This is a genomic window from Salegentibacter echinorum (assembly GCF_900129445.1).
Taxonomy (GTDB): domain Bacteria; phylum Bacteroidota; class Bacteroidia; order Flavobacteriales; family Flavobacteriaceae; genus Salegentibacter; species Salegentibacter echinorum.
On the sequence record NZ_FQVT01000001.1, the window covers coordinates 683,278 to 706,656 of the forward strand.

Sequence of the window (23,379 nt, forward strand, 5' to 3'; positions counted from 1 at the left end):
CGCGTTCTAAAAACTTATCTTTGTCTTAAGCAGGCCGCCTTATCGCTGCTAATGCAAATTAGTAGAGGAAAGTCCGGACACCAAAGGGCGACATAGTGGGTAACGCCCACCGTTTCCCGTTCCGACAATTAAGGGGATGGGATTAGGACCAGTGCAACAGAAAGAATGTACAGGTAATGCTGTAGTGAAATCAGGTAAACTCTATGTGGTGCAATGTCACGTAAACCGGTGCCTGCAAACTGCCCGTTTGCTACCGGAGGGTAGGCAGCTAAAGGTTTTTGGTAACAAAAACTTCAGATAAATGATAGGGGCTTTCTAAGAAATTAGAAAGAACAGAATCCGGCTTACAGGCCTGCTTTTTATTTTTTATTCTAGAATCGAGAATCGACCTGAAACTTGGGCGTTCCAAGGCTTGGGTAACCAGGTATTTTGCTTTCGGAAATCTTTAACGCATAGATTAATCTATAAATTGAAAAATCTTCAAATTACCTCATTTTTCAATTACCACATCAACATATCACCTCATCAGCAAATCAACATAAGGTTTACAACACACTTTTCGCCCAGGTTGCTGCTTGTTCCATATCGGTAAAAATTTTAAAGGGTACCGGTGAAAACTGTTTTTCAAAATTTGCTATTTTTAAAGCTTCAAATCGTTGACTCACTATTGCAATTCCAGCAAGGTTTTTAACATGGATGAGGTCAAAATACATTACAGGATTTACGTTGTAATTGTTTTTTCTATCAGAAATATAAACAAAGCGTTCTCCTTTAAAAACCTGTTTACAAATCTCCACTACCTCATCTACTTTAGAGCCGTCAAAAACTACATCTTCTAAAATTTCACCAACAACATAGTAATCGTGAAATTTTAAAATAATATGATTGAGCTCGACTGTTTTTATATGCGCCGTCATCCTATTTCCTTTTAACCTGCGAAAAGTGTTTATACAATTCCCAGTAGATTATTCTGCATCCATAAATTCTTTAGAATGTAGAAGTTTTAATGCCGACTCTAAACTAAACTTATTATTTAATCTTCAGAAGTTTCAAAAAAGCTAAATACAGCGTTTCCATACCTGCGACATGATATAAAGTTAGTGAAATTTGATAAATCTGTATGTTTGGAATGTTCAATAATTAATTGACCTCCAGTATTTAACAATTGTCTATCAAAAACCAGCTCACTTATTTCTTTAAAATATTTTAATTCAAAATTATAAGGCGGATCGGCAAAAACAATATCTGCTTTTAGAGAGGTTTTCTCTAAAAATTTAAAAACATCGCTTTTAATTGTATTAATATCCAGGTCTAATTCCCTGGAAATCTTTTTTATATATTTTACGCAATCGTAATGGGCGTCTATAGCCGTGAGCTGTTTACTGCCCCGGGAAGCAAATTCGTAGGAGATGTTTCCTGTACCGGCAAAAAGATCTATTACACTTAGTTGAGGAAAATTATGGGTGTTATTTAGAATATTGAATAAAGCCTCCTTGGCCATATCAGTCGTAGGGCGAACCGGTAATTTTTTTGGTGCTAACAATCTTTTTCCTTTGTGTGTTCCCGAAATTATTCTCATTCAAATGATTTTAGTAGTATGAATTCTTCCAAAAAATTTATTTTTTCGCTTTCCTTCTTTCTTTTAAAGCTAAAATTAGTTTTTAGAAAGTCAATATTTCTAATATAGGTATAAGCGATCTTGTAAAGGGGGGATGAATCGTCAATTGCACCAAGTAAATATAACTGAAAATTTTGCGGGTCTAAATTTAATTGTTCCGCAGTGAACAAAAGATAATATAAAAAATCTTCCTTTTCGTTAAATTGAAAAGTATTACACAATAGTACTTTTTCGCTTTCTAAAACCAGTAAGTCAAATTCCTTATCTTTTACGTGGGCATACACCTGAGGTTCTGTATTTGTTGTATATGATAACAATGTTTTGGTAAGAATACTCGTAAGGTGCTGATATTCGAACTCCCCAAATTTTTCAAAAAAGAAATTAATAATATTGGTATAGGGAATATAAATATTCACGATGCCGGTATTGCCTATTTCCTCATTGGCAATAAAATCGGTTTGCAGTATTTTAGTATTGAACTTTAAATAATCTGAAGCGTTTTCTTCCTTAAAAAGCGTTTTTGGAACGAAGCTGTATAAAGAATGGTCGAAAATGAGCTTTAAATGGTTAACCTGTTGAAATACTGTTTCCTTTTCAAAAATTGCTTCAATTTCCTCCAGAAGCTTTATGGGGTCGAGCTGTTGCTCAAATTTAATTTTATGATAATGAGTTAACGCATTCTCCTTTGGATTACGAGTACAAAAAGAAAGTCCATCCAGGCTAACCTGAATGGACAATTCTAAATCTTTCTCTACTTTAGTCTTACTCGTCACCATATTGGGTTGGCCAGTTTCCTTTAGTATTTACTTCTTCCATAGAACCAACATATATATAACGGCCATTTATATCATCTACAGATTGTACTTCATTTTGCTGTAAGATTAAGTCTTTGCTTAGGCCTTGCAATACCACACTCTTTGGTACTCGAGCTCTAAACACGGGAATATCACTATTTCCTTTTCTAACCGTACCCGCTTGTAAATCGAATTTAGCATCAACTTCATCGATAGGTACCTGAATCATATTTTCATAAATCTTACGATTTCCCTGAAATAAAGAATCTTTAACAGGAACGAAGCCTAGTGTATCTACAATTACCTTTTCAATATATTCATCTACACCATACTGCTTTTTGTATTCTTCATCCAATACTGTAGTGTCTCTACGCTCGGTGATTGCAAATTCTGCAGTGTCAATAAAACCAACAAGCTTATCGAAATCATCCTCAAACTTTCCAATAATCTCTTTGTGGGCGAGTTCTGCTTTACGAATATGCTTTAAATTTTCAACTACCTTCGCATAACGCTTTTCTTTAACTTTGTTAAACTGAATAGGTTCATAAACGGCATTAAAAGTAAGGTAGGCTAAAAAAATAATCACTACCCAAAGAAGTAATTGAATGGCAAGTCTCATGCTTTCTAAGTTTTATTTTAAAATTACTGTGTTCACGACAAATCTACAATTTTTTTTTATTCGGAAAAGTTTCTACCCTAAAAATCCCTCCCTATATTTGATTTTTCAATCACTTTTATGGAAAAACTTGACGCTTCGGGCTTTTATAGACTGCTTTTAAACGATTTAGGCTTTCCGGCAAAAGTAGGCCAGGACCTTGCCTTGCAACAATTATCCCGGTTTGTATTAAATAATAGTAATGAGGAACTATTTGTACTAAAAGGTTTTGCAGGTACAGGTAAAACTACGATTATTAGTACGCTAGTCAAAAATTTATGGAAAATTAAAAAATCTGGTGTTTTAATGGCTCCTACCGGTCGCGCTGCCAAAGTGATTTCTAATTATTCTAAAAAAGAAGCTTTTACCATTCACAAAAAAATTTATTTTCCAAAGAAAAGTGGGGGTAGTGGTGTTCAATTTGTACTACAACCCAATAAACATAAGAACAGTATTTTTATTGTAGATGAGGCCTCAATGATTTCAGATACTCCCACCAATTCTAAATTAATGGAAAACGGAAGTCTGCTAGATGACCTTATAGATTACGTTTATTCTGGCCGTAATTGCCAATTGATCCTTATCGGGGATACCGCGCAGTTGCCACCGGTAAAAATGGAAATGAGCCCGGCTCTGGAAGCAGATAAACTGCAGTTTTCTTATAATAAAGATGTGCAACATCTAGAACTGGATGAAGTGGTAAGACAGGCAGAGGAAAGCGACATTTTATTAAATGCCACCAGGATTAGGGAAAGTTTACAGGAAGGTTTTTATGAAAGCTTTCAGTTTCAAATTACACCAAAGGCAGATGTGGTGCGATTGCGTGATGGTTATGAAATTATGAACGCCATAGAAGACGCCTACAGTAATATTGGCAATGAAGACACCAGTATTATCGTCCGCTCCAATAAAAGGGCCAATTTATATAATCAACAAATTCGCTCGCGCATTTTATTTCAGGAAGAAGAAATTTCAGCGGGGGATTATTTAATGGTAGTCAAAAATAATTATTTCTGGGTAAAACCTAGTTCAGAAGCCGGTTTTATTGCCAATGGGGATATCATAAAAGTTTTGGAAATCTTCGGAATAAAAGAACTTTACGGTTTCCGTTTTGCAGAAGTGCAGGTTCAAATGGTAGATTATCCTAAAATGAAACCTTTTGAGACGGTGGTGATGTTGGATACGCTTACCTCAAATACCCCATCGCTTTCTTATGAAGAATCCAATGAGTTATACCAGGAAGTGATGAAAGATTATGCCGATGAAACTTCTAAGTATAAGAAGTTTATGAAGGTTAAGAACAACAAGTTCTTTAATGCCTTGCAAATTAAATTCTCTTATGCGATGACCTGTCATAAATCACAGGGTGGCCAATGGAATACAGTTTTTATAGAGCAACCATACCTGCCCGAAGGAGTGGGCAAAGAATACCTACGCTGGTTATACACCGCGGTAACACGGGCAACCCATAAGCTTTATCTTATTGGGTTTAAAGATGAATTCTTTTTAGAATAATACTTTAAAGTAATTTTTTAAACCTAAATTTGAAATTGAACTTACTCACAGCAATTGCCGCTTTATAAGTTATTTAATTAATAAAATACACTAATATTTTGAATAAAGACCAGTTGAAAATTATCGCCATGATTCCCGCCCGTTACGAAGCCAGCCGTTTTCCAGGGAAATTAATGAAAGATTTAAACGGAAAATCGGTTATTTTAAGGACTTATGAAGCTGCGAAAAACACTGCTCTTTTTGATGAGGTTTATGTGGTGACCGATGATGATAGGATTTTTTCTGAAATCACCAAACACGGTGGCCAGGCAATAAAAAGTAAAACTGAACACGAGTGCGGCAGTGACCGTATTGCTGAAGCTGTTCAGGACATGGATGTAGATATCGTGGTAAATGTGCAGGGAGATGAACCATTTATAGATAAAGATAGCTTAGCAAAACTATTACTGGTCTTTCGGGAAGATGATGCTGCCAGCATAGATTTAGCTTCTTTAAAAAGCCCTATGTTGCAAAGTGAGGAAATTACCAATGACAATAATGTGAAGGTAATTACCAATAAAAATAATTTTGCGATGTATTTTTCGAGGTTTCCCGTTCCTTATCCCAGGAATACCGATGCCAAAATCACATATTATAAGCACATAGGGATTTATGCCTTTAGAAAACAAGCCTTAACCGATTTTTACAACCTTCCAATGCTTTCTTTAGAAGCTGCTGAAAAAATTGAAGCGATTAGGTTTTTGGAGTACGGAAAAAATATTAAAATGGTAGAGACAGAGATGCAAACCATTGGTATAGATAGCCCGGAAGACCTGGAAAAAGCAAAGAAAATCCTTAAGGATTAAACTTTTATCTTTTTTAAAATGTTTGCGGAAATCCTATTCGTAAAAACTTGGCATTTTAACTTGAAACCAGAGGTCTATTGAATTATAAACATATTTTTAAGACAAAAAATCACACAGAAATACCAGGATAATTATCGTGTTTTTCTTAGAGTTTTGGAGTCTTTGTGGCTTTTTCAGCGTTTAAACGATAGGCTCTAACGCGCGATATTTCATTGGTCTTAAAAAAATAGATTTAATGAAATATCCCAAGCTCGTAGGGGAAGCTCAGGATACACTCAATCTAAAATTACATATTTTTAAGCACAAAATTTCTAAAAACTGTTATTTAACTTCCAACAGCCTCTTTATAAACTTTTAAAGCGCGTTCACGGGCTTCTTTGTGATCTACCATTTTTTCTGGATAATCATCGGTTCCATATTCTTCTACCCATTCTTTAATATATTTTTTATCCTTATCGAATTTATCAATTTGGGTGGTAGGATTAAAAATTCTAAAATAAGGAACTGCATCTACGCCACTACCGGCAACCCATTGCCAGTTTCCAACATTGGAAGACATTTCATAATCCAATAATTTCTCGGCAAAATAAGCCTCACCCCAGCGCCAATCTATCAATAGGTGTTTACAAAGAAAACTGCCTACCAACATACGCACGCGGTTGTGCATAAAACCAGATTTATTTAATTGCCGCATGCCGGCATCTACTAAAGGATAACCAGTTTTACCAGATTTCCACTTTTCAAATTCCTTTTCATTATTTCGCCAGGGAATTCGGTCGTATTTTGGTTTAAAAGCATCTGTTACCGTATCGGGGTTGTGATAAAGTACCTGCATAAAAAATTCCCGCCATATCAATTCCTCCAGGAAAGTTTTGTTTTTTTCAGCATTCGCCTTTTTTACCATTTTACGAACACTTACAGTTCCAAACCTTAAATGCGCTCCCAGGCGGGAGGTACCTTCTTTTGCCGGGATATTTCGGGTATTTTCATATTCCCTAATCAGGGTAGGGGTCACATCGTAATCTGGTACTTTTATCGAAGCCGATTTAAAGCCCATATCTGAAAGGCTTAAATTGGGAAGCCTGGAATGTTGAATAAGGTTTTTTAAATAATCATTTGTATAGTGTATTTTGAGATCTAAAGATTTAAATTGATCCATCCAAACCCGCATATATGGTGTGTAAACAATATAAGGATCACCGTCTTTTTTTACTACTTCGCCCTTTTCAAAAATAACCTGATCTTTAAAAGTATGGAAAGCTATATCTTCATTAGCAAGTAATTTCTTGATTTCTTTATCCCGTTTAATCGCATAAGGCTCATAATCCCGATTGGTGTAAACCTCAGCAATTTTATAATCTTTCAATAATTGCTGAAACATTTTTTTTGGCTTTCCGTGATAAAACGCAATAGAACTATCGTGTTTCTCCTGAAGTTCCTGTCGCATTTTTTGCAACTCATCAAAAATAAAATTAACACGGGCATCATCCTCTGGTAAACTATCCAGAATTTCAGAATCAAAAATAAAAATAGGTAGAACTGGATTATCGCTTTTTAAGGCTTCAAGAAAACCTACGTTATCATCTAATCTTAGATCACGTCTAAACCAAAATATATTAACCTTTTCGCTCATTTATGAAATATTTAAAGTGGAAAGTCCGCCATCTACGCCAATTACCTGCCCGGTGACCCAACTGTTTTCTTCACTGAGTAAAAATACAGCAGCATTTGCAATATCCTTCGCGTTACCCACTCGTTTTAATGGATGTCTTTCGCTCATTTTTTCTTTCTTAGAATCACTGGAAAGTAATTTATCGGCCAGGGGAGTATCGGTTAGGGAAGGTGCAATAACGTTTACTCTTAGGGTGGGTGCGTATTCGGCCGCCAGGGATTTTGCAAATCCTTCTATAGCTCCTTTCGCAGCAGCTACACTGGTATGAAAAGACATTCCTACTTTTACTGCAACTGTGCTAAAGAAAACCATACTGCCTTCGCCACTGTTTTTAAGCTTCGGTATCAGGGCTTTTACTACTTTTACCAAACTTAAAAAATTAAGGTTCATTTCCTTTTCAAAATCTTCAGTTTTCAACATCTTGAAAGGCTTAAGATTGATACTTCCGGGACAATAAACCAGACCGTGTAATTCTTCCGGCAGGTCTAAATCTTCAGCATTATCCTTTAAAACATCAAATTCAAGATGCTTAATATTATCGCCTAAATCTCCTTTGCTTCGAGAAGCGGTAATAACGTTGTGTTCTTTTGAAAGTTTATTGGCGATTTCCAAACCAATTCCGCTGGAACCACCTATTAATAGAATATTCTTTTTCATAGTGTAATAATTATAATTAGGCTAAAATATCTTGTTTTAAAGTTGCAGCGGGGGTGGAGTCTCCCTTAAATTCTCCAAAAAGTTCGATTAGTTTCTCACGCCTATAGTCGAAAATCTCGTTTAATTTGGGAGCCACTAAAAACGGATGCACCATTTGTCCCAAAAATCCCATTGGTAATTTATAATCAACAATATCTTCCATTTCCACGCCACCATCAATTTCCTTTATAAAATGTTTGTGGTGCCATAGGGAATAGGGACCAAAACGCTGTTCATCTACAAAATACTCTTTGTCTTTAACGTGCGTGATTTCGGTTACCCATTTGGTTTTTATCCCGGCAATTGGGGTCACAATATATTGAATGATTTGCCCGGGAAACATGGATCTATCTCCTCCAGATAGAATATCAAAACTCATATAATCTGGCGTGATGGTCTTTAGATTTTCGGGACTGGAAAGAAAATCCCAGGCTTCTTGCAGGGAAATAGGTAACTTTTGAATTGACCTTTTAGTATAAATTTTCATCGCGTTAATTTGAAATAAAATTAAGTGAAGTTTTGTTTAGGTTAAAATATATTAAGTTAAACAAAATATAAATAAACTAACAGTTTTAATCAAACAGCGATTAATAGAGCTCAAACCGAAATTTAGCTAAATATAAAAAAACCGCTTTCTTTCTAAGTTAATATTTATTGTTGGAATGTGATTTTTACACTAATTCTTAAACACTGCAAAGTAAATTTAATGATTTAGCATTATATTTAAACATTCTAAAAACAAACTACATTATGAAAAGACTAATTTTACTTTTATCCTTTGCCGGTTTAATCGCTACCGGAAACGCACAAGTACAAACACCACAGCCCAGCCCATTTACAAAAGTGGAACAAAAGGTGGGGCTTACCGATGTTACTTTAGCCTATTCGAGACCGGCCACTCGCGAACGTGAAATTTTTGGGGAATTGGTTCCTTTTGGAAAAGTATGGCGCACCGGGGCGAATGAAAATACTAAAATTACCTTCAGCGATGCAGTGACGATAGAAGGTAAAACCCTGGAGGCGGGAACTTATGCTATTTATACAATTCCGCAGGAAAATCAATGGGAAGTGATTTTTTATACTGATGCTTCTAATTGGGGGAATCCGCAGGAATGGGATGAATCTAAAGTTGCGGTAAAAGCTACTGCTGAAGTTGAGCAGCTGCCTTTTAAAATGAATACCTTTACCATTCTAATTAATGATCTTAAAATGGATGCTGCCACACTTAGTTTCGTTTGGGATCAAACGGTAGCCAGTTTAGACTTTCAAGTTCCTACCGGGAAAAAGGCTATGGCCAGTATCGATAAAATAATGAACGGGCCGGGTGCACAAGATTATTATGCGGCGGCAAGTTATTATCACGATGCCGATAAAGACCTCGAAAAAGCTTATGCCTGGGTTAATAAAGCTATCGAAATGGGCAATCCAGACACTTATTGGATGTTGCGGAAAAAGTCATTAATCGCTGCCGATTTAGGTAAAAAGGAAGAAGCTATTGCCGCCGCTAAAAAATCTTTAGCCGCCGCTGAAAAAGCCGGAAACCAGGATTATGTAAAAATGAACAAAGACTCTTTAAAGGAGTGGGGGGCAAATTAGAAATTCTAGTTCATGATTCAAAGTTCGAGATTCAAGGTTTTGCGAATGTAAACCGATTTCTACAGCGCGGCCTTGAATCATTTTTTATAAATCTACTACATTAGCGTTCTATCTTTATCGCACTGTTTTGTAGTGCAAGCTGGTTGAGGATTAATATGCTTAAGCATCTGTCTAAAAATAACTGCCTATAATTTAGGTGTTTTCTTTCCAGACAGCGTGAGGAGGGTTTAACCACCAGGACAGGATATTTGCGCTAATTTGTGAACGCTTAAACCTCTAATTTTTTCAGTTCTTTATAATTTTTATTAAGACGGCGCAGTAAGATCCCATAAATTAATCTGTAAAAAAGCCATAGTAAACCAAGAAAAATTCCAAGTCCGCCAATGGTCATTCCTATAAGAATAAGCCAGCGAGTGGTATCAAATTCATAAGTTTCAGGATTTTCTATTACCGTGTTAGCCACGTGATAAGTAATAGTTTTATATAAGGTAAATAAAATTAAAACCGCGTTGGAGATTAGCACAAAACCAATATAACGTTTTACGGTTTTTCGTGTTTTTAAAATATTTTTAATCAATAATTTAATATTATCGGTAACAGAAATTCGTTTATAGTTTTTGTAAAAACAAAAAATAAAATAGAAAGTGATCAAATAAGAAATAACCGAAAATACAATAACCTCGGTGGTCATATTTAGCGCTTCTATTTGCTCCCATTGATGCTTGTCTGATAAGATAATGCTAAGCGCTGCCCAGAATAGAAACTCTGCGATACTTATGATAAAGATCCATTTTACAATAGAAGAGGAACGCTTCCAAAGCAATTTATAAATTTCATTATAAGAAAAGTGGGGCAGACTGCCTTCCCGCTTTTTCCAATCCTTTTTTAATAAATCCAATCCGTCATCTACCATCTACTAAGGATTTAAAATATTTTTTAATTTTGTTTTGAGCCTGTTCATTTTTACTCTTGCATTTACTTCGGTAATCCCCAGGGTGTCCGAAATTTCTCTGTAGTTCTTATCTTCCAGGTATAAAAAAACCAGGGCTTTTTCAATATCGTTTAATTGCTGGATAGCAGAATACATGACTTTTAGTTGTTCTTCTGTTTCTCCATCGTATTCTTCAGCTTTAATTTTAAAATCTACACTGTCAAAATCTTGCGTTCTTATACTTCTTTTCTTTTTTCGGTATAAGGTAATCGCAGTATTTAATGCTACCCGGTACATCCAGGTACTAAACTTGGCTTCGCCTCTAAATTTTGGGTATGCCTTCCACAACTGTATAGTTATTTCCTGAAAAAGATCGTTGTGGGAATCTTTGTCATTAGTATAAATGCGACATATTTTATGTGCAATATTCTGGTGTTTTTCCAGATTGGTTACAAATTGATGTTCTAATTCCTTATTCAAAATTATTGGTTGGCAATTATAAGTAGTGAACTTGACGAAAATGTTACAAGAATGTATAAAATGGGATTAAGTTTTAAAAAAATTTCTGGCAGCGATTGAGAAAAGGTACCTTTGAAGAAGTTGAAGTAAAATTCGCCCATTGAAAAAGGGTTTTAAATTATTGCTGAAATATAAAGAAATTTCTTTGTAAAAAGTTTTAAAAATTAAACACATTAATTCATAAAATAAAATCTTATGAGTATTCCAGGAGCAAACTTAGCAAGGCTTGTAATTATTAGTGGTGGTATGCCGACATGGCCCTGGTGAGAAAACTTATTGATAAAAACGTGCAAACGATGATCTTAGGTTGCTATAACTACTATGCATCAACCTTTGCTTTACCAGGTTTTTACTTTTGTTTTAGGGCCCGAGTAAACTTTGATTTTTTATCTTTATTGACTGTCGTAAAATATTATTTTTCGTTCGAAAGGTTCTATAAGGACCAGAAATACACAAATGGCAATTTTTGTTTTCTCTATGGTTCTAATAATAGGAATATAAAATACATACTTTTAATAAATCTTATTGCACGCTTGGTATTTCAGTAGTTTTTTGAATCATTAGAAATTATTCCTATCTTTAATAAAGTGCGTAGTTTCCACCTGCTTGCTAAAAAAAAACTAATAAACTCGGGTCACTTCCCATCAACCGATTGTCAAGAGCATATTATTTGATCCTGGCATGCAATCATACATATTTGTGAAACAAAAATTATCGGTTTATGAATTCTATTTTATGCAAAATGCTGATAGTGTTTTTCGCTGCTAATTCCTGGGTTTCAGTAACAACACCTAAAATTCAGAATAAAACAATTAGTGAGTGTTTATTACAGAAGAGCTGCGTAATCGTTGTACAGGAAGTTCCGCTCACCGAAGATAAAATACTAAAATTTATGAAATCCAGAATGGCAACATTTGAACTAAAGCGTAGGATGAAGTCGCAAGCCAATAAATATGAAAATCTTATCCAGGAGTTTTATAAAAAGCGCAAAGGATTGCTGCAAAATCATGGCTGGGATGTAGATGATTTTGAAGACACAGAAAGCAGGATTTATGCTGCGATAAATGCAATGGAAACAAAAGCCTCACTTAAAAGTGAAGCCGATTTTAAAAAGGAAATTGCTGAGGTTGAGGCTAATAGTTACCTTTCGCAGAAACAAAAAGCAGAAACCATAAAATTATTAAAACTTGATAGAAATAATATTAAGGAAACTTTTATAAATCCTTCCAGGACAGATTGGCCTGCTGTAAAAATCTATAAAAATAAATTAGAACATCTCACGAACTATATTAATGGGAATCGTCCCGATGCACCGGTAATAGAGTAAAGGGGGGGCGCTTCTCCTGGGTGTTTTTAGGTTTGTTTTCACCTGGTATGATTATTATCGAATGGGAAATAAAAAATCTAACCATCGGTGGCCACCCACAAATATCTGTCATTAGGGTCACTCCAAAAGCAATATACCCACTCCAGCAACTGGATTACCCGTGTCGTTTGGTAATTGCCCTGCAAGAACGAATAATTACTATTTTTGCCTTTCAATTATAAACTCCCCTTCAATAGTTGCTTTTCGATGACTTTTTGAATATAAGGTTCCAGAGAACGTACCTTCTGCGCGAGTATTATTGATGGTCGTAAAGGTGATTTTTGCTTCGCCTCGTTTTCCATCTTTATTAGTATTGTTAGAGCCAAAACTTTCCTTTAGCGGAATTTCACTTTTCATGTTTGAAATGGACAAATAGGCACCTTTCTCGTAAATTTTATTTTGTAAAGGTTCTGAATCCTTCACTTCAATCATGACTATTAGCTTATAATCTGTAATATTTGCCTCAAATTTACTGGGTAAACTCAAAATCCCTTGTTTGCTTCTAGCTACCATTTCGATGGTACGTCCATCATCAAAATTAATAGTTGCATAAGTACCAGTCTTTTTTCTAGTTTTGGAAGTGGACGCACTATCATTGATGCCATTTTTAGTTTTGGAAGATGACGTATTATCAACGTCATTTTCATTTTTTGAAATGTCTTTACAACCTACGAGAATTATTCCGAAGATTGCCAAGAGCATTACTAAGTATCTTGCTTTAGACATAATTGGTTGTTTTAATTACTTTTAATTCTTTAAATAGCTTATAAACAGACCGGAAAGAACCAATTCACGGTTGGTATTCCCAGAACAATAAACCATTTAAAATTTTATAAAAAACAGGACTCAATCCAGTTTCATAAAAACAAAAACGAAAGGTTCAAATCCTGGTTTTGCTCTGTCCCGACGGCTTCTAGTGCCTTGAGGAATTTCCTCTAACTTTAAAGTGGTTTCGTTAATCTGCATAATCCTAAATTTTGTGATAGGCGGAAAAGGACGATCCTGATAGCGACGGAGTTTTGATAATTCAATATTCAGAATCTTACCGTCTACGTGATACCTACCAATAAGATATTCATGAATTACACAACTTTCATCATACCATCGCAATTTCATTTTACCATCTGATGAAAAACGCAGGCGGTCGCCCTCTCTGCGGCATATATTTTGGTAATCTTCAAGCTGACTGTTTGATTGTTTGTTTAAAAACCCTGTTTTTTCGAAGGTCTAACTACCCCAAAGACTACCGGGAAGTGGCTGTTGCAACGTGACGCAGCTCGACATCATAAAGCAAACAAACAGTACTGAAAAGATATTACGTGATATTAAGGTATTCATCAGTATTTTGTTTTAGCGAGTTTATAAAATTGAAATTTTAATATGTTAATTTCTGGAGGTTACATTCTTTCAATCACTTTTTTGGCCAAGGTGGACGTTTTATCAATCATTTCTTGGGTATCGTCGAGTTTTTCACCCCGTATTACTCTTGCAGAATAAGACACATAAAAGATATATCCATTGGCGGCCACTCGCAACTGGCCACCACCGAGGTCGCTCCACGAAGCCCGGTCGCCAACGTCGGATACCTCTTTGGGTTGCCATTTTTTATAGACCCCGTTATTTTGGCCTTTCCAAGCCGCATCAATTTGGCTATTTGTCCGTTTCTTTCCACGGGCAAAATTAAGGCTGACGGTATAAAAAACTGTTTGATCTTTCGATGTCCACTCATAACTACAAATGGACCCCCGGCTTTCTTTTTGGATCAACTCAACGTCATCGTTCAAGTTAAAGACCTCTTGGATGTCCTTTTTGGGTCAACAGCTGGCAGATGTCGGTACGTTTGCTTGAACCGGCAAAGCTCTCATCATTTTCTAATTGATCCATTTGATCATTTAGGTTTTCTTTACTTTCCTCTCTTTTTTGGTCTTTACAGGAGGTTCCTATACTGAGTATAAAAACAATCAAAAAAAGTTCGGGATATTAGATAAGTTGAATATTATGTTCATTTTTTTTCAGTGTTTAAAAATTAAAAAAATGGTCTTTTAGAACTACTATGTGATCTATTCGTGTCTTTTTAGATAACGTTTATAGTTGCTGTTCCTGGGTTTTCAATTCAACCGTTCTTATGGATTTTCGAGGTCGGTAAGTTCTTTTCCACCCCAATCAGAAAATAGTTTTTCGGTATCATCCAGGGTTAAATTGGCATATTCCAGATGAGACTTTGGTGCAGATCTAAGGCTTAGTCCATATTCAAAACACCTGGTAAAGACCACATCGTGAATTTTTAGAAACTTTGAACGTTCAAGTCTTACTACTCCATTGGGAGATCCTGTGGTAGAGCCTCCATTTCTAAAATTTACGTGGGAAATTTCATTTAGAGGGCTACTTGAATCTATAGTAAATCCAATCCAAAATCCGGGAACATCGTGTTCGCCACGAATAATAATGGGATCTTCTTCGGTACCTACCATGACCAAAGAGGCTTTGTTGGATAGGTGCATCCAGTTTTGTGCAGACATTATAATTTCTGTACCAGGTTCTACGGTAAGCACACCATCGCTGAACCTAAAATTATCCTGAAGAAAATAGGGGACATCTAAACGAGCCCAGGTAACATCTCCTTTTAACCGCTCACGATCAATATGGATGTAGTCCTTTTCATTTCCAGAAAAACTATTACTGCCATTGAACATGCGTAAACGGGTTACATTGGCTTTTACAGGAATGTTATTTTTTGTGAACGTGCAGTTGTTCATTTGTATGTTATGCACGTCTTTCCCTACATTATCACTAGCTAACATCCCCGCAGTTTTACTATTTGAAAAAGTACAGTTGTCAAGACTTAAATTGGTTTTTTCCCGGTAGATTTCTAAAGCTGCTTTTGAACCCCCGGCATAATCTACGGTAACATAGCTCAACTTATTATTTGCATTGGGGCTCTCTGTATGAATACCACGCCAATAGCCTTTTGTTTCTTCTCTTCCTATTAGAATAATTGGTTTTTCTGCAGTACCTTCCATTTTAAAGGAAGATTTAGTAGTGAAATTCAATCCTGCGTCTTGTTCAAAAGCGATAACAACACCAGGCTCGATGTTTAATTTGCCATCAATTCTCGTCATACAGGGAATAATATAATCTACCTGAGCTTCCGGATTATTTTTCAAAACGGTATTGGGGTTCTCCCTAAAATAATTACAGTCCAACTCTATTGGTGCGGAATTTCCTTCCGGGGAGTCGGGGCTGGTGATGCCGGCATCTTCTTCTGCAATATGCGAGTTATTGCCTCCCGATCGATCTGGGCTTGTGAATTCTTTATCTTTTGTTTCTGATTGGCTCTCGATTTGCTCTAACTTATTAACGTCACCATCTGAATTTTTCTCTTTGTCCTTCTTGTCCTCACCACAACCGGTAAAGATGAAGCCGATCAATAACAGAAATAATACGGTTTTAATTTTGAGTTGAATTGTCTTCATTTTTACAAGGTTTTTGAAAGGTTTATAGTTTATTTCTTTTTGGCTCTAGTGTAACACTACGTTAAAAATATCTTAGTCTGTCATTCAGAATCTTTCGTCTTTATCTTTGCGCAATAAAGAGTCTTTATTCAAAGAGAATAGATTCCTCCTACTTAGGAATGACTGCTCATTTTAGCTTGATTGAACTAGAGTCTTCTTTTATAGTTACAAGTGATTATTCTTTTATGGTGTATCCAGGTGGGATTTCAAATAAATCCTTATCCCGGTTTTGTTCTTTGGCTTCTGTTAATTCCATAACCATATTAATCGCATCTCCTTCTTTTGAAACCATTTTAACGGGAATACCGTATTCATAGATTTCAGAATTCATTCCGCGCATCATTTTTGGTTGGGATTTGGCCCAGGAATCAAACATAGAACTACCTGGAATTTCTTTGCTTACCCAATATTCTTCCACAGAAGAATCCTGGCCTACAATCTGCTTGATACTCTCGGGAACGTTTGCGGTAGTTATAATTTTTAAATGTGTGCACTCATATCCATTCATTTTTTCTTTTCCAACTACGCTTATGGAATCATTGCTCATTTCTTTCATCTTTTCTGCCATTTCTCCACCCAGTTTAAGATCATCGGGATTGAAAATGCTGTAGGTTTTACTTTTATCGTGAAGCATAATCACTTTATTGGGTTCATCAGCTTTTACAAGCATGACCATATCTGTTTTTTGACCCATTACTTCCAATTTGGTTTCAGAACGTAGCGCCTTTTCAGATAAATACATTTCAGAAGATCCCGATGAAACGAGATCATCGCTTCCCGGTTGGTTCATTTTAAAAGAATAACTATAGTGATAGCTGTCGGCCTGTTCATTTGTACTAACTTCAGCAATTTTTTTCCTGTCCTCTTTATCAGACTTACAGGCAGTACCGGTAATTACTAAAAGGGCGGCAAAAAATAATATTTTTATTTCATTTATCATTTTTAATGGTATATCTTAATTAAGAATCTGTTTTTGGCCCATAATGCTTTTTTCTACTAAAGCCGGGGGAATGCCTAGATTAATAAACATTTAAATTCTTCGGAAGTTTCTTTTCCTGGTATCATCTACCGGGAAAAGAATTGACAAAAAAACCTAATCTAAATCTAAGTCTCCCAGGTCACCTTCGTCAATTTCTTTTATTGGTAAATCAAACTTCCCTTCGGTGATTGTTAATTCTTTGGCATCTTCATTATTTGGGTCATAACTATTATATAAGGTCATTTTAAAGGTTCCCTTAATATTATCCTTGGACACGGAGGTTATTTGAAACAAGCCTTCACTTTGAAGAGCTATCTCATCTCCCTGTTGATATGATCCCATGCTATAAACCTTGCTGTCATCTAAAACTACATCGGTGGTGAAAAAGTAATCATTTCCAAAACCAACTTTACTCAAGTCATAATCTATGGGAGAATTTGGGGCGGGAAGGGCTTGTGAAATTATCGCTACTTCCGAGTCTTTATCTACCATAACTATAACTAATTGGTCAATCTCTTCTTCGCCCATTTTAGTTTTCATTACACCGGCAAAATTATCTTCAGATTTAGATGAAAATTGTATTGTTTCGTTATCTACAGTGATTTCGGCACTTGCTAAACCTTCAACTAGATCTCCATCATTATCATTGTCATCAATTATAGTGTCATCATCGCTACTGCAAGCCGCCAAACTGCTGAACGCAAATAGTAGAAAAAAGAAAGTTTTAATTTGATATTTTATAGTTTTCATAAGTTCTGTATTTAAAATTATAGGTGTGTTTAGATTATTATTTGTTTTTAGGTAGATAAGCTTTTGCTATATATGCAATTCCGCAAAATCGGTATTTTATGATTTATAGGAATATATGTTTTGGTAATTGGTCTTATTTTTTCTTCCTGGTAAGTAGGAATTAAAAAAATTGAAGTAAGGTAGGGGTGGATTCAATTATTTTATCTAAAGTATTAAAATACAATCGTTTAAAACAGGGGAAATTCCCCCTAATTGAATATATTTTAAATTGTCTATTCTAAAAATTAAGAATGACATATTAAATATACTCTGGGAATCAATGTAATGAAATTGATTCCCAGGAAATTTTTAAATAGATATAATTTAACTTATATCCTAAATCTTACACCAGCTGCTAATACCAGTTGGCCATCGTCAATAATCACGTATTTAAGTTCGGCGAACGGAGTAATATTACCCTCCAGGTTTAAATTGGCTCCGGCTCCAAGGTTTAATCCAAAACGACCATCGCTTCCACTAAAGTTGTATCCATAGTCACCGGTAGGACCATCATATTTCACCTTTACATTGGTGTAATTCAAACCTGCAAGTCCATAAAGCTGAAATCCTTCATCTTGGAGTAAATAATAATTGGCATTCCCATTAATCTCAAACCAGTTAACCTTAATAGGTCCCTCACTTTTTGGAAAATAATAGATAAAACTGGGCGAAATGCTTAGTCTATCCATTACACCAAATTCAGCATTAGCTCCAATTCCCACGTTTTCAATCTCGGTACCGTAGGCAAGCATAGCTCCAATTCTAGTGTCTATTTCCTGCGCTTCTGCAGATTTTGTAAATAACCCAATAGACATTATGCTTAGTGTAAAAATAAATAGTTGTTTTTTCATGATTGGTTGTTTTAAATTTATGTTTGTACTTGAAAATTTTAAATATTCTTAAACCATTCTTCGTATTTTCTTCCTAACCAGGGAACAGGTTTTTGATGTTCATTAATCGCATTCATCAATCCTTTAATCCATAAGAAAAGAAGTGCAAAAATTCCCAGGAAAGAAACGATCCAACCCAGGATTGGTACCATCCCTACAATCCCCAGCGCAAGGCCGGTAAGACCTAAACCTAATGCCTGTTTAATATGATAGGAAGGAAATTCTGCTTTCTTCTCATTGTTCATCACAAAAGCGATAATCAGACCTATGAGGGTGATATATGAAATGATAGCAATATTCTTATCCTGGGATGTAACCCCTTCACTATGTGAATGCTCTCCCGATGGTATCGATTGATCCCTTTCCATTTTTTCTTCAACTTCCATATGTAGTATATTTTGATTTAGAATGCGTATTTATGAGCTTTTCATAAACCTGTCCGTTAATAATTCTTGGCATTTAAACATTTGAAAGTGAAAATAGTAAGAAAGAAGCCAGCCAGCAATATGCAATGTTTGGGAGCTTCATCTTATTGAGGGAATAAGTGTTATCAATGAGTAAAGCTTCTTAGATTTCTGAAGATCACAACGTGGAAAGCAAAAAAGGCGTAGTTCTTCCAGGATATCAGTAAGGCTGAATTAGAAGTTTATAACTCATTTGAGAAATATAAACAGGCAGGTATCTAATTTTACCCTAATGGTAATTCACATATCTCCATAAAAACTATGAGGAACGACTGAAACATTTTTTTGAAAATAATTGTGCAGTATGGTACTTTTCCATTAATTTATAGGAAAGACCTAAAACTTTAAATTTTATATCAATCTTTATGTCGCAGCCTTTAAAATTCCATAAATCATTAGAACCGGTAAGTGACGAACATTATGATATTTTGTTTTTTGGATGGAAAATAAGTGAAGGCCTGCGTAATGAGGTTGATATTGATAGGATTAAGGGGTATGCCGATTGGTTTAAGAAAGTATATATAGATCCTCATTTTAAAATTGAAAAAGAATTTGTATTTCCAATTTTGGGATTGCAAAATGTGCGGGTAAAAAGGGCTATGGCGAACCATAGAAGACTAGTACGTTTGCTAAATGATACCAAAGATGTGAAAAGATCGCTAAACAGAGTTGAAGAAGAAATAGGACGATATATACGTTTTGAAGAGCGAATTTTATATAAGGAAATTGAGAAAATTGCTACACCCCGGCAACTTCAAAGAATAGAAGAGCATCACAAAAGTTTAGAACTTCCTCAAGAAACCTGGGAAGATGAGTTTTGGAAGAATTAAAATCTAAAAAACAATAACTTAGTAAGCATCATTTTTGGTTAAAAAGTCAGCCTACTAAACAGGACTGGGAAAAAGCAAAGAACGCAAAGCTTTATATGCGGTAATTTTAGGTCATGCCGTCATTTGCGGGCTTCGCGATTCTCTGCGTGAAAAAACTTAAAAAAACTAACAACAACCTGTGTTTGGAGCGCAAGTGTTGGAAGACGATTTTTCAATTATCTCAGAAGTTTTATGATCTTGTTTTTTGCCCGGCTTTTCAGCATAAACAGTAATGCTAAATATTCCTACTCCATTTTTATTAAAGGCAGCGATTTCTTTTTCAGAAAGATACTTTTCCAGGATGTCTTTTGGAATAGCAATAGGTTTTTCTTTTTGAATGGTAATATTTTCAAAGTTCTGTTCTTCAATCAATTCTAGATAATCTGATTTTTGAATAGCTCCGGCTACACAACCCGCATACATTTCGGCATCTTCGCGTAAGGCTTTTGGAAGTTCTCCTGTTAAGACGATATCAGAAATACTAAAATGACCTCCTGGCTTAAGAGTTCTAAAAATTTCAGCAATGACCTTTTTCTTATTGGGAACCAAGTTTAAAACACAGTTGCTCACAATTACATCGGCAACATCATTGTTCACAGGCATCGCATCAATATCGCCTTCTCTAAATTCTACATTATTATAGCCTAATTTTTCAGCATTTTCACGAGCTTTATTTATCATTACCGGAGTGAAATCTATGCCAATTACTTTTCCAGAGTTGCCTGTTTCGTAGCGCGCCACAAAACAATCATTGCCTGCTCCAGAACCAAGGTCTATCACAGTGTCACCTTCCTTAATTTTGGCAAACTCTGTGGGAAGTCCGCAACCTAAACCTAAATCGGCATCGGCATTATAGCCACTGGTTTTTGAGTAATCATCCATCATAATATTGTAAACTTTGTTTGATGGAGTAGTGGCGCCGCAGCAAGAAGCAGCATTATCGGTTTTCTCCTGCTCGGCAATTTTGGTATAGCGATCTTTTACAAGGTCTTTTAATTTATTTTCTTTTTCCATGTTAATTATTTTTATGAGTGCTAATTTTTAAACTAACAGCAATCTGGGTTTGGAATATCCTGGTCCAAAAAATCTTTCATTATACTTTTCATATTTTTCCAGTTTTCTGGGTCTATGCAATAACAAACCCTGGTTCCTTCAATATTTCCCTTAATTAATCCCAGATGCTTTAGTTCTTTTAAATGTTGGGAAATTGTAGGTTGTGCGAGACCAATCTCGTTCACCAAATCTCCACAAACACAACGTTCAATTTTAAAAAGATATTGTAAAATAGCCACTCTGGCGGGATGTCCAAAGGCTTTTGCAATTAAGGCCAGTTCATTTTGTTCTTTAGTATATAATGCTGTTTTTGCCAATCCCATTACTCATTGTTTTATTGCAATATTACGATAAATGCTATTTTCTACAATATTCTTTCTGTTATTTCTAAAGAAAAATAGTTGACCTGAAGCTATGAATTTACCAACTAATAATGAAAGTTAAAACCTTTATAACGCATCTCGAGGATTAGTTTCTTAAATTTCTTTTTCGGGTTGTTTTCAAAGCAATAATAAAAATAACCTTAAACAGATGAAGTTTGCTATTTAACGATGTTTTGTCGGGTATCAATGGTTGAAAATTCTGTTAGATCCATTTTCTAATGGAAGCACCTACGGCATATCCAAATATACTATGACCCAGGGTCCAGTAAATCCAGGCCATAAAATCATTTGCTTCTGGCGGTTTGTTTGAAAGTGCGGTAAGAAAAAACAACGCACCTCCACCAATAGTATAAACCAGGATGTAGGGCAAAATCTTGCTCTGTAATGACTTGGCTTTTAGAATATAAAAAAGAGCAATAACACTAATTATACAGGTGACAAAATGAAAGATATAGCCAAAGAGCCAAATTGGCTTTAAATCTTTAATTAACGGAATATATTCAAAGTTAAAGAGCAGTATATAGGCAGTGTTACCAGTAAGCACACGTACAATTTTTAATATAATTATTAGAATGGTGCCGGCGAATAAACCAATGCCGGTAAGTTTTAAAAAATCTTTCATTTTGATATGCTGTTGGTTAGATAAAAATATTGAAATTCTTTTATAGTAAATTGCAAAGAATTCCTAAAACTTCATTCGTCAAATAAAACTCTTTTCATAAAAAACGGATTTTTTTACGAAAATCTTTAAAATCCAATCTATATTTTATAATTAGTCGGGACTAATTTATCATCTTTTCTCTAGAAATTAATTCTCTGATTTAACAATTCTTGTTTATACCATATTATTTCAAAATCACTATTTTTTGTTTCTTTCGGGTTATTTTGCATTGACCTGTTTTTATAATTTAGTAATCAATGGAATTTAAATCATTAAGATGATAAAATAGATGAATGATTTTAAAGAATTTTTTATCGTAGGGTTGAAGTAATTCTTTGAGATTAAATTCACGATTGTTTAAACCTTCTGATGGTGCCCATTAAATGTTGAACTTAAGGAAATGTTTATACCAACCAACCAATCCTTCATTGCATACGTTATAACCGACAAGTTTCTTGTCGGTTTTTTTATGAGGAGGGGCAATAATAATATTTTTAATAATTGTGAATATGATTTGTTATAAAATAAAAAATCATTTATTTCATAAATTTTAAGTTAAATTTTGGTTGAATAGAGCAAATGGATTTAGACATAGTTTGGTAAATTAGACGAGTGATAACCAATTTTTGTTCTGTTAATGCAAGAGTATAAATTTTATCCTTAAGTTAAATACTATTTAGAATTTACAATTCCAGTAATAAGATAATAGTATCTATACTTAACCTTCATTACTGGAAAATCTAAATAGCCGAATGAATTATAAACAGGTTTTGATGTGATTCGGTTTTGTAGATTGTTATAGCTATCTTGTGTATAAGATAAGCGGTTACCCAAAAAAGTTTTTAAATACTTTATAAATCTCATTTTTAGATTTAAGAAAACTCTTTCAAACAGAATTTATAGAAAAGAGTAGAAGCACAGCTCAAAAATGTTGATTTGATCTTAAAATACACCTGTAAGTTATTTTAATGCCAATAACCAATACTTAAAAATAGTTTCGTCAATTAAATTTTAGCAATGATAAGTTATCGTTTTATAGATTATTAAAAATCAAATAATTATGGAAACCAGAACGCAAGATATGGATTTGCAGATATTAAAGAAACTTTACTTTTCCAATTGTGAGGATGCTGCTTTTTATAAAAATTCATCTACGTTTATAAGAAGAATTTTTTTTAAACGATTTTTTCAACGATTAAGAAATCAAAAGCAATCATTTAAAAAGACTTTAAAAGTATTAATACTGGAAAAAATACAGGAACCATCCGAAATAATTGATTACAGAATCAAGAAAAATAATAAGTCTTCATCATGTTTTCATTATTTTAACTATCCCAGGAATAAGAACAGGGTAATAAAAGAGTGCCATAGAAAAGAGTTAAAAGCCCTTGCCGCTTACCAAATGGCTATAAATAAACTTAAAGACAAGAAATTAAAAGCAGCGCTGGAAGAACATTTGCAGGAAATTAAATTGGTTGTAAGAGAGATGAATGTAATGGGAGTTATTAGATTTTTTGTTTAGGAATTTGTTTTTTGAGATCATAAAAATTAACTCTTAATTGGGGGACTTTA

General features: G+C 34.7%; 27 protein-coding genes and 1 other RNA gene. 7 read left to right on the forward strand and 21 right to left on the reverse strand.

The features are described 5' to 3' along the window. Nucleotides 1–26: 26 nt before the first annotated feature. An RNA gene (gene rnpB, locus BUA71_RS03065) (RNase P RNA component class A) lies at nucleotides 27–363 on the forward strand. Between the two features lie 182 nt (nucleotides 364–545). On the opposite strand, the gene BUA71_RS03070 is transcribed toward rnpB, so the two are convergent. From BUA71_RS03070 to BUA71_RS03085, 4 genes are all read right to left on the reverse strand, one after another. Then, nucleotides 546–917, reverse strand: a complete 372-nt coding sequence (locus BUA71_RS03070) for a hypothetical protein (RefSeq protein ID WP_072876562.1) — start codon at nucleotides 915–917, stop codon at nucleotides 546–548. Between the two features lie 116 nt (nucleotides 918–1,033). Further along, the gene (locus tag BUA71_RS03075; protein WP_072876564.1) at nucleotides 1,034–1,579 is read right to left on the reverse strand and encodes an RsmD family RNA methyltransferase; all 546 of its coding nucleotides are present in this window, start codon (nucleotides 1,577–1,579) and stop codon (nucleotides 1,034–1,036) included. Beyond that, entirely contained in the window at nucleotides 1,576–2,394 is an 819-nt protein-coding gene (locus tag BUA71_RS03080; RefSeq protein WP_072876566.1) for a DUF3822 family protein, read from the reverse strand. Before BUA71_RS03080 ends, BUA71_RS03075 begins: the two co-directional genes overlap by 4 nt. Further along, nucleotides 2,381–3,031: a hypothetical protein gene (locus BUA71_RS03085; RefSeq protein ID WP_072876568.1), complete on the reverse strand. Its 651-nt coding sequence runs from the start codon at nucleotides 3,029–3,031 to the stop codon at nucleotides 2,381–2,383. Before BUA71_RS03085 ends, BUA71_RS03080 begins: the two co-directional genes overlap by 14 nt. A 117-nt stretch (nucleotides 3,032–3,148) precedes the next feature. On the opposite strand from BUA71_RS03085, the gene BUA71_RS03090 reads away from it, so the two are divergent. Then, nucleotides 3,149–4,582, forward strand: a complete 1,434-nt coding sequence (locus BUA71_RS03090) for an ATP-dependent DNA helicase (RefSeq protein WP_072876570.1) — start codon at nucleotides 3,149–3,151, stop codon at nucleotides 4,580–4,582. A gap of 128 nt (nucleotides 4,583–4,710) precedes the next feature. Next, complete coding sequence (kdsB, locus tag BUA71_RS03095; protein WP_175545933.1) at nucleotides 4,711–5,427, forward strand: 3-deoxy-manno-octulosonate cytidylyltransferase; 717 nt, start codon at nucleotides 4,711–4,713, stop codon at nucleotides 5,425–5,427. 325 nt (nucleotides 5,428–5,752) lie between these two features. Here the strand turns inward: kdsB and BUA71_RS03100 are convergent, their stop codons facing one another. The 3 genes from BUA71_RS03100 to BUA71_RS03110 are packed head-to-tail and all read right to left on the reverse strand — an operon-like array spanning nucleotide 5,753 to nucleotide 8,282. Further along, nucleotides 5,753–7,060: a cryptochrome/photolyase family protein gene (locus BUA71_RS03100; protein ID WP_072876572.1), complete on the reverse strand. Its 1,308-nt coding sequence runs from the start codon at nucleotides 7,058–7,060 to the stop codon at nucleotides 5,753–5,755. Next, the gene (locus BUA71_RS03105; RefSeq protein WP_072876574.1) at nucleotides 7,061–7,756 is read right to left on the reverse strand and encodes an SDR family NAD(P)-dependent oxidoreductase; all 696 of its coding nucleotides are present in this window, start codon (nucleotides 7,754–7,756) and stop codon (nucleotides 7,061–7,063) included. 16 nt (nucleotides 7,757–7,772) lie between these two features. Then, the gene (locus BUA71_RS03110; protein WP_072876576.1) at nucleotides 7,773–8,282 is read right to left on the reverse strand and encodes an SRPBCC family protein; all 510 of its coding nucleotides are present in this window, start codon (nucleotides 8,280–8,282) and stop codon (nucleotides 7,773–7,775) included. 263 nt (nucleotides 8,283–8,545) lie between these two features. On the opposite strand from BUA71_RS03110, the gene BUA71_RS03115 reads away from it, so the two are divergent. After that, on the forward strand, nucleotides 8,546–9,391 hold the full coding sequence (locus tag BUA71_RS03115; protein ID WP_072876578.1) for a DUF2911 domain-containing protein: 846 nt from the start codon (nucleotides 8,546–8,548) through the stop codon (nucleotides 9,389–9,391). 268 nt (nucleotides 9,392–9,659) lie between these two features. Here BUA71_RS03115 and BUA71_RS03120 read toward each other — a convergent pair whose 3' ends face one another. Together BUA71_RS03120 and BUA71_RS03125 are read right to left on the reverse strand one after the other, a co-directional pair. Continuing rightward, nucleotides 9,660–10,304 carry a hypothetical protein gene (locus BUA71_RS03120; RefSeq protein ID WP_072876579.1) on the reverse strand — a complete coding sequence of 215 codons (645 nt, stop codon included), beginning with the start codon at nucleotides 10,302–10,304 and terminating at the stop codon, nucleotides 9,660–9,662. A 3-nt stretch (nucleotides 10,305–10,307) separates the two neighbouring features. After that, nucleotides 10,308–10,802 carry an RNA polymerase sigma factor gene (locus BUA71_RS03125; protein WP_072876581.1) on the reverse strand — a complete coding sequence of 165 codons (495 nt, stop codon included), beginning with the start codon at nucleotides 10,800–10,802 and terminating at the stop codon, nucleotides 10,308–10,310. 760 nt (nucleotides 10,803–11,562) lie between these two features. Between BUA71_RS03125 and BUA71_RS03130 the strand changes: the two genes are divergently transcribed. Then, on the forward strand, nucleotides 11,563–12,168 hold the full coding sequence (locus tag BUA71_RS03130) for a hypothetical protein (protein ID WP_072876583.1): 606 nt from the start codon (nucleotides 11,563–11,565) through the stop codon (nucleotides 12,166–12,168). A 198-nt stretch (nucleotides 12,169–12,366) separates the two neighbouring features. Here the strand turns inward: BUA71_RS03130 and BUA71_RS03135 are convergent, their stop codons facing one another. The 9 genes from BUA71_RS03135 to BUA71_RS03175 form a co-directional block, all read right to left on the reverse strand. Further along, the gene (locus tag BUA71_RS03135) at nucleotides 12,367–12,933 is read right to left on the reverse strand and encodes a hypothetical protein (RefSeq protein ID WP_072876585.1); all 567 of its coding nucleotides are present in this window, start codon (nucleotides 12,931–12,933) and stop codon (nucleotides 12,367–12,369) included. Nucleotides 12,934–13,053: 120 nt separating this feature from the next. Then, nucleotides 13,054–13,323 carry a hypothetical protein gene (locus BUA71_RS17780; RefSeq protein ID WP_245812535.1) on the reverse strand — a complete coding sequence of 90 codons (270 nt, stop codon included), beginning with the start codon at nucleotides 13,321–13,323 and terminating at the stop codon, nucleotides 13,054–13,056. Nucleotides 13,324–13,604: 281 nt separating this feature from the next. Beyond that, nucleotides 13,605–13,991: a hypothetical protein gene (locus BUA71_RS03145; protein WP_072876587.1), complete on the reverse strand. Its 387-nt coding sequence runs from the start codon at nucleotides 13,989–13,991 to the stop codon at nucleotides 13,605–13,607. Nucleotide 13,992: 1 nt separating this feature from the next. Then, complete coding sequence (locus BUA71_RS03150; RefSeq protein ID WP_072876589.1) at nucleotides 13,993–14,172, reverse strand: hypothetical protein; 180 nt, start codon at nucleotides 14,170–14,172, stop codon at nucleotides 13,993–13,995. 158 nt (nucleotides 14,173–14,330) lie between these two features. Beyond that, nucleotides 14,331–15,680, reverse strand: coding sequence for a hypothetical protein (locus BUA71_RS03155; protein WP_072876591.1), 1,350 nt, complete (start codon nucleotides 15,678–15,680; stop codon nucleotides 14,331–14,333). Between the two features lie 214 nt (nucleotides 15,681–15,894). Continuing rightward, nucleotides 15,895–16,659 (reverse strand): DUF4412 domain-containing protein, encoded by a 765-nt coding sequence (locus tag BUA71_RS03160; protein ID WP_072876593.1) that lies wholly within the window; start codon nucleotides 16,657–16,659, stop codon nucleotides 15,895–15,897. A 153-nt stretch (nucleotides 16,660–16,812) separates the two neighbouring features. Then, nucleotides 16,813–17,448 (reverse strand): hypothetical protein, encoded by a 636-nt coding sequence (locus BUA71_RS03165; protein WP_072876595.1) that lies wholly within the window; start codon nucleotides 17,446–17,448, stop codon nucleotides 16,813–16,815. Between the two features lie 368 nt (nucleotides 17,449–17,816). After that, nucleotides 17,817–18,338, reverse strand: coding sequence for an outer membrane protein (locus BUA71_RS03170; protein WP_072876597.1), 522 nt, complete (start codon nucleotides 18,336–18,338; stop codon nucleotides 17,817–17,819). Nucleotides 18,339–18,376: 38 nt separating this feature from the next. Then, nucleotides 18,377–18,763 (reverse strand): DUF4870 domain-containing protein, encoded by a 387-nt coding sequence (locus BUA71_RS03175; RefSeq protein ID WP_317040888.1) that lies wholly within the window; start codon nucleotides 18,761–18,763, stop codon nucleotides 18,377–18,379. Nucleotides 18,764–19,206: 443 nt separating this feature from the next. Between BUA71_RS03175 and BUA71_RS03180 the strand changes: the two genes are divergently transcribed. Continuing rightward, nucleotides 19,207–19,671, forward strand: a complete 465-nt coding sequence (locus BUA71_RS03180) for a hypothetical protein (protein ID WP_072876599.1) — start codon at nucleotides 19,207–19,209, stop codon at nucleotides 19,669–19,671. 165 nt (nucleotides 19,672–19,836) lie between these two features. Here the strand turns inward: BUA71_RS03180 and BUA71_RS03185 are convergent, their stop codons facing one another. From BUA71_RS03185 to BUA71_RS03195, 3 genes are all read right to left on the reverse strand, one after another. Next, nucleotides 19,837–20,724, reverse strand: coding sequence for an arsenite methyltransferase (locus BUA71_RS03185; protein WP_072876601.1), 888 nt, complete (start codon nucleotides 20,722–20,724; stop codon nucleotides 19,837–19,839). A gap of 32 nt (nucleotides 20,725–20,756) precedes the next feature. After that, on the reverse strand, nucleotides 20,757–21,086 hold the full coding sequence (locus tag BUA71_RS03190; protein WP_072876603.1) for an ArsR/SmtB family transcription factor: 330 nt from the start codon (nucleotides 21,084–21,086) through the stop codon (nucleotides 20,757–20,759). 262 nt (nucleotides 21,087–21,348) lie between these two features. Beyond that, nucleotides 21,349–21,768 carry a hypothetical protein gene (locus BUA71_RS03195; RefSeq protein WP_072876606.1) on the reverse strand — a complete coding sequence of 140 codons (420 nt, stop codon included), beginning with the start codon at nucleotides 21,766–21,768 and terminating at the stop codon, nucleotides 21,349–21,351. 1,099 nt (nucleotides 21,769–22,867) lie between these two features. Here BUA71_RS03195 and BUA71_RS03200 point away from each other — a divergent pair. Then, a complete protein-coding gene (locus BUA71_RS03200; protein WP_072876608.1) occupies nucleotides 22,868–23,329 on the forward strand; it encodes a hypothetical protein in 462 nt (153 codons plus the stop codon). The last annotated feature ends 50 nt before the right edge of the window (nucleotides 23,330–23,379 follow it).

What these genes read in the sequence shown, in the direction of transcription:
- BUA71_RS03070 (WP_072876562.1), bottom strand. Translation starts at nt 917, where the DNA reads ATGACGGCGCATATAAAAACAGTCGAGCTCAATCATATTATTTTAAAA.
- BUA71_RS03075 (WP_072876564.1), bottom strand. Translation starts at nt 1,579, where the DNA reads ATGAGAATAATTTCGGGAACACACAAAGGAAAAAGATTGTTAGCACCA.
- BUA71_RS03080 (WP_072876566.1), bottom strand. Translation starts at nt 2,394, where the DNA reads ATGGTGACGAGTAAGACTAAAGTAGAGAAAGATTTAGAATTGTCCATT.
- BUA71_RS03085 (WP_072876568.1), bottom strand. Translation starts at nt 3,031, where the DNA reads ATGAGACTTGCCATTCAATTACTTCTTTGGGTAGTGATTATTTTTTTA.
- BUA71_RS03090 (WP_072876570.1), top strand. Translation starts at nt 3,149, where the DNA reads ATGGAAAAACTTGACGCTTCGGGCTTTTATAGACTGCTTTTAAACGAT.
- kdsB (WP_175545933.1), top strand. Translation starts at nt 4,711, where the DNA reads ATGATTCCCGCCCGTTACGAAGCCAGCCGTTTTCCAGGGAAATTAATG.
- BUA71_RS03100 (WP_072876572.1), bottom strand. Translation starts at nt 7,060, where the DNA reads ATGAGCGAAAAGGTTAATATATTTTGGTTTAGACGTGATCTAAGATTA.
- BUA71_RS03105 (WP_072876574.1), bottom strand. Translation starts at nt 7,756, where the DNA reads ATGAAAAAGAATATTCTATTAATAGGTGGTTCCAGCGGAATTGGTTTG.
- BUA71_RS03110 (WP_072876576.1), bottom strand. Translation starts at nt 8,282, where the DNA reads ATGAAAATTTATACTAAAAGGTCAATTCAAAAGTTACCTATTTCCCTG.
- BUA71_RS03115 (WP_072876578.1), top strand. Translation starts at nt 8,546, where the DNA reads ATGAAAAGACTAATTTTACTTTTATCCTTTGCCGGTTTAATCGCTACC.
- BUA71_RS03120 (WP_072876579.1), bottom strand. Translation starts at nt 10,304, where the DNA reads ATGGTAGATGACGGATTGGATTTATTAAAAAAGGATTGGAAAAAGCGG.
- BUA71_RS03130 (WP_072876583.1), top strand. Translation starts at nt 11,563, where the DNA reads ATGAATTCTATTTTATGCAAAATGCTGATAGTGTTTTTCGCTGCTAAT.
- BUA71_RS03135 (WP_072876585.1), bottom strand. Translation starts at nt 12,933, where the DNA reads ATGTCTAAAGCAAGATACTTAGTAATGCTCTTGGCAATCTTCGGAATA.
- BUA71_RS17780 (WP_245812535.1), bottom strand. Translation starts at nt 13,323, where the DNA reads ATGAAATTGCGATGGTATGATGAAAGTTGTGTAATTCATGAATATCTT.
- BUA71_RS03155 (WP_072876591.1), bottom strand. Translation starts at nt 15,680, where the DNA reads ATGAAGACAATTCAACTCAAAATTAAAACCGTATTATTTCTGTTATTG.
- BUA71_RS03160 (WP_072876593.1), bottom strand. Translation starts at nt 16,659, where the DNA reads ATGATAAATGAAATAAAAATATTATTTTTTGCCGCCCTTTTAGTAATT.
- BUA71_RS03165 (WP_072876595.1), bottom strand. Translation starts at nt 17,448, where the DNA reads ATGAAAACTATAAAATATCAAATTAAAACTTTCTTTTTTCTACTATTT.
- BUA71_RS03170 (WP_072876597.1), bottom strand. Translation starts at nt 18,338, where the DNA reads ATGAAAAAACAACTATTTATTTTTACACTAAGCATAATGTCTATTGGG.
- BUA71_RS03175 (WP_317040888.1), bottom strand. Translation starts at nt 18,763, where the DNA reads ATGGAAGTTGAAGAAAAAATGGAAAGGGATCAATCGATACCATCGGGA.
- BUA71_RS03180 (WP_072876599.1), top strand. Translation starts at nt 19,207, where the DNA reads ATGTCGCAGCCTTTAAAATTCCATAAATCATTAGAACCGGTAAGTGAC.
- BUA71_RS03185 (WP_072876601.1), bottom strand. Translation starts at nt 20,724, where the DNA reads ATGGAAAAAGAAAATAAATTAAAAGACCTTGTAAAAGATCGCTATACC.
- BUA71_RS03190 (WP_072876603.1), bottom strand. Translation starts at nt 21,086, where the DNA reads ATGGGATTGGCAAAAACAGCATTATATACTAAAGAACAAAATGAACTG.
- BUA71_RS03195 (WP_072876606.1), bottom strand. Translation starts at nt 21,768, where the DNA reads ATGAAAGATTTTTTAAAACTTACCGGCATTGGTTTATTCGCCGGCACC.
- BUA71_RS03200 (WP_072876608.1), top strand. Translation starts at nt 22,868, where the DNA reads ATGGAAACCAGAACGCAAGATATGGATTTGCAGATATTAAAGAAACTT.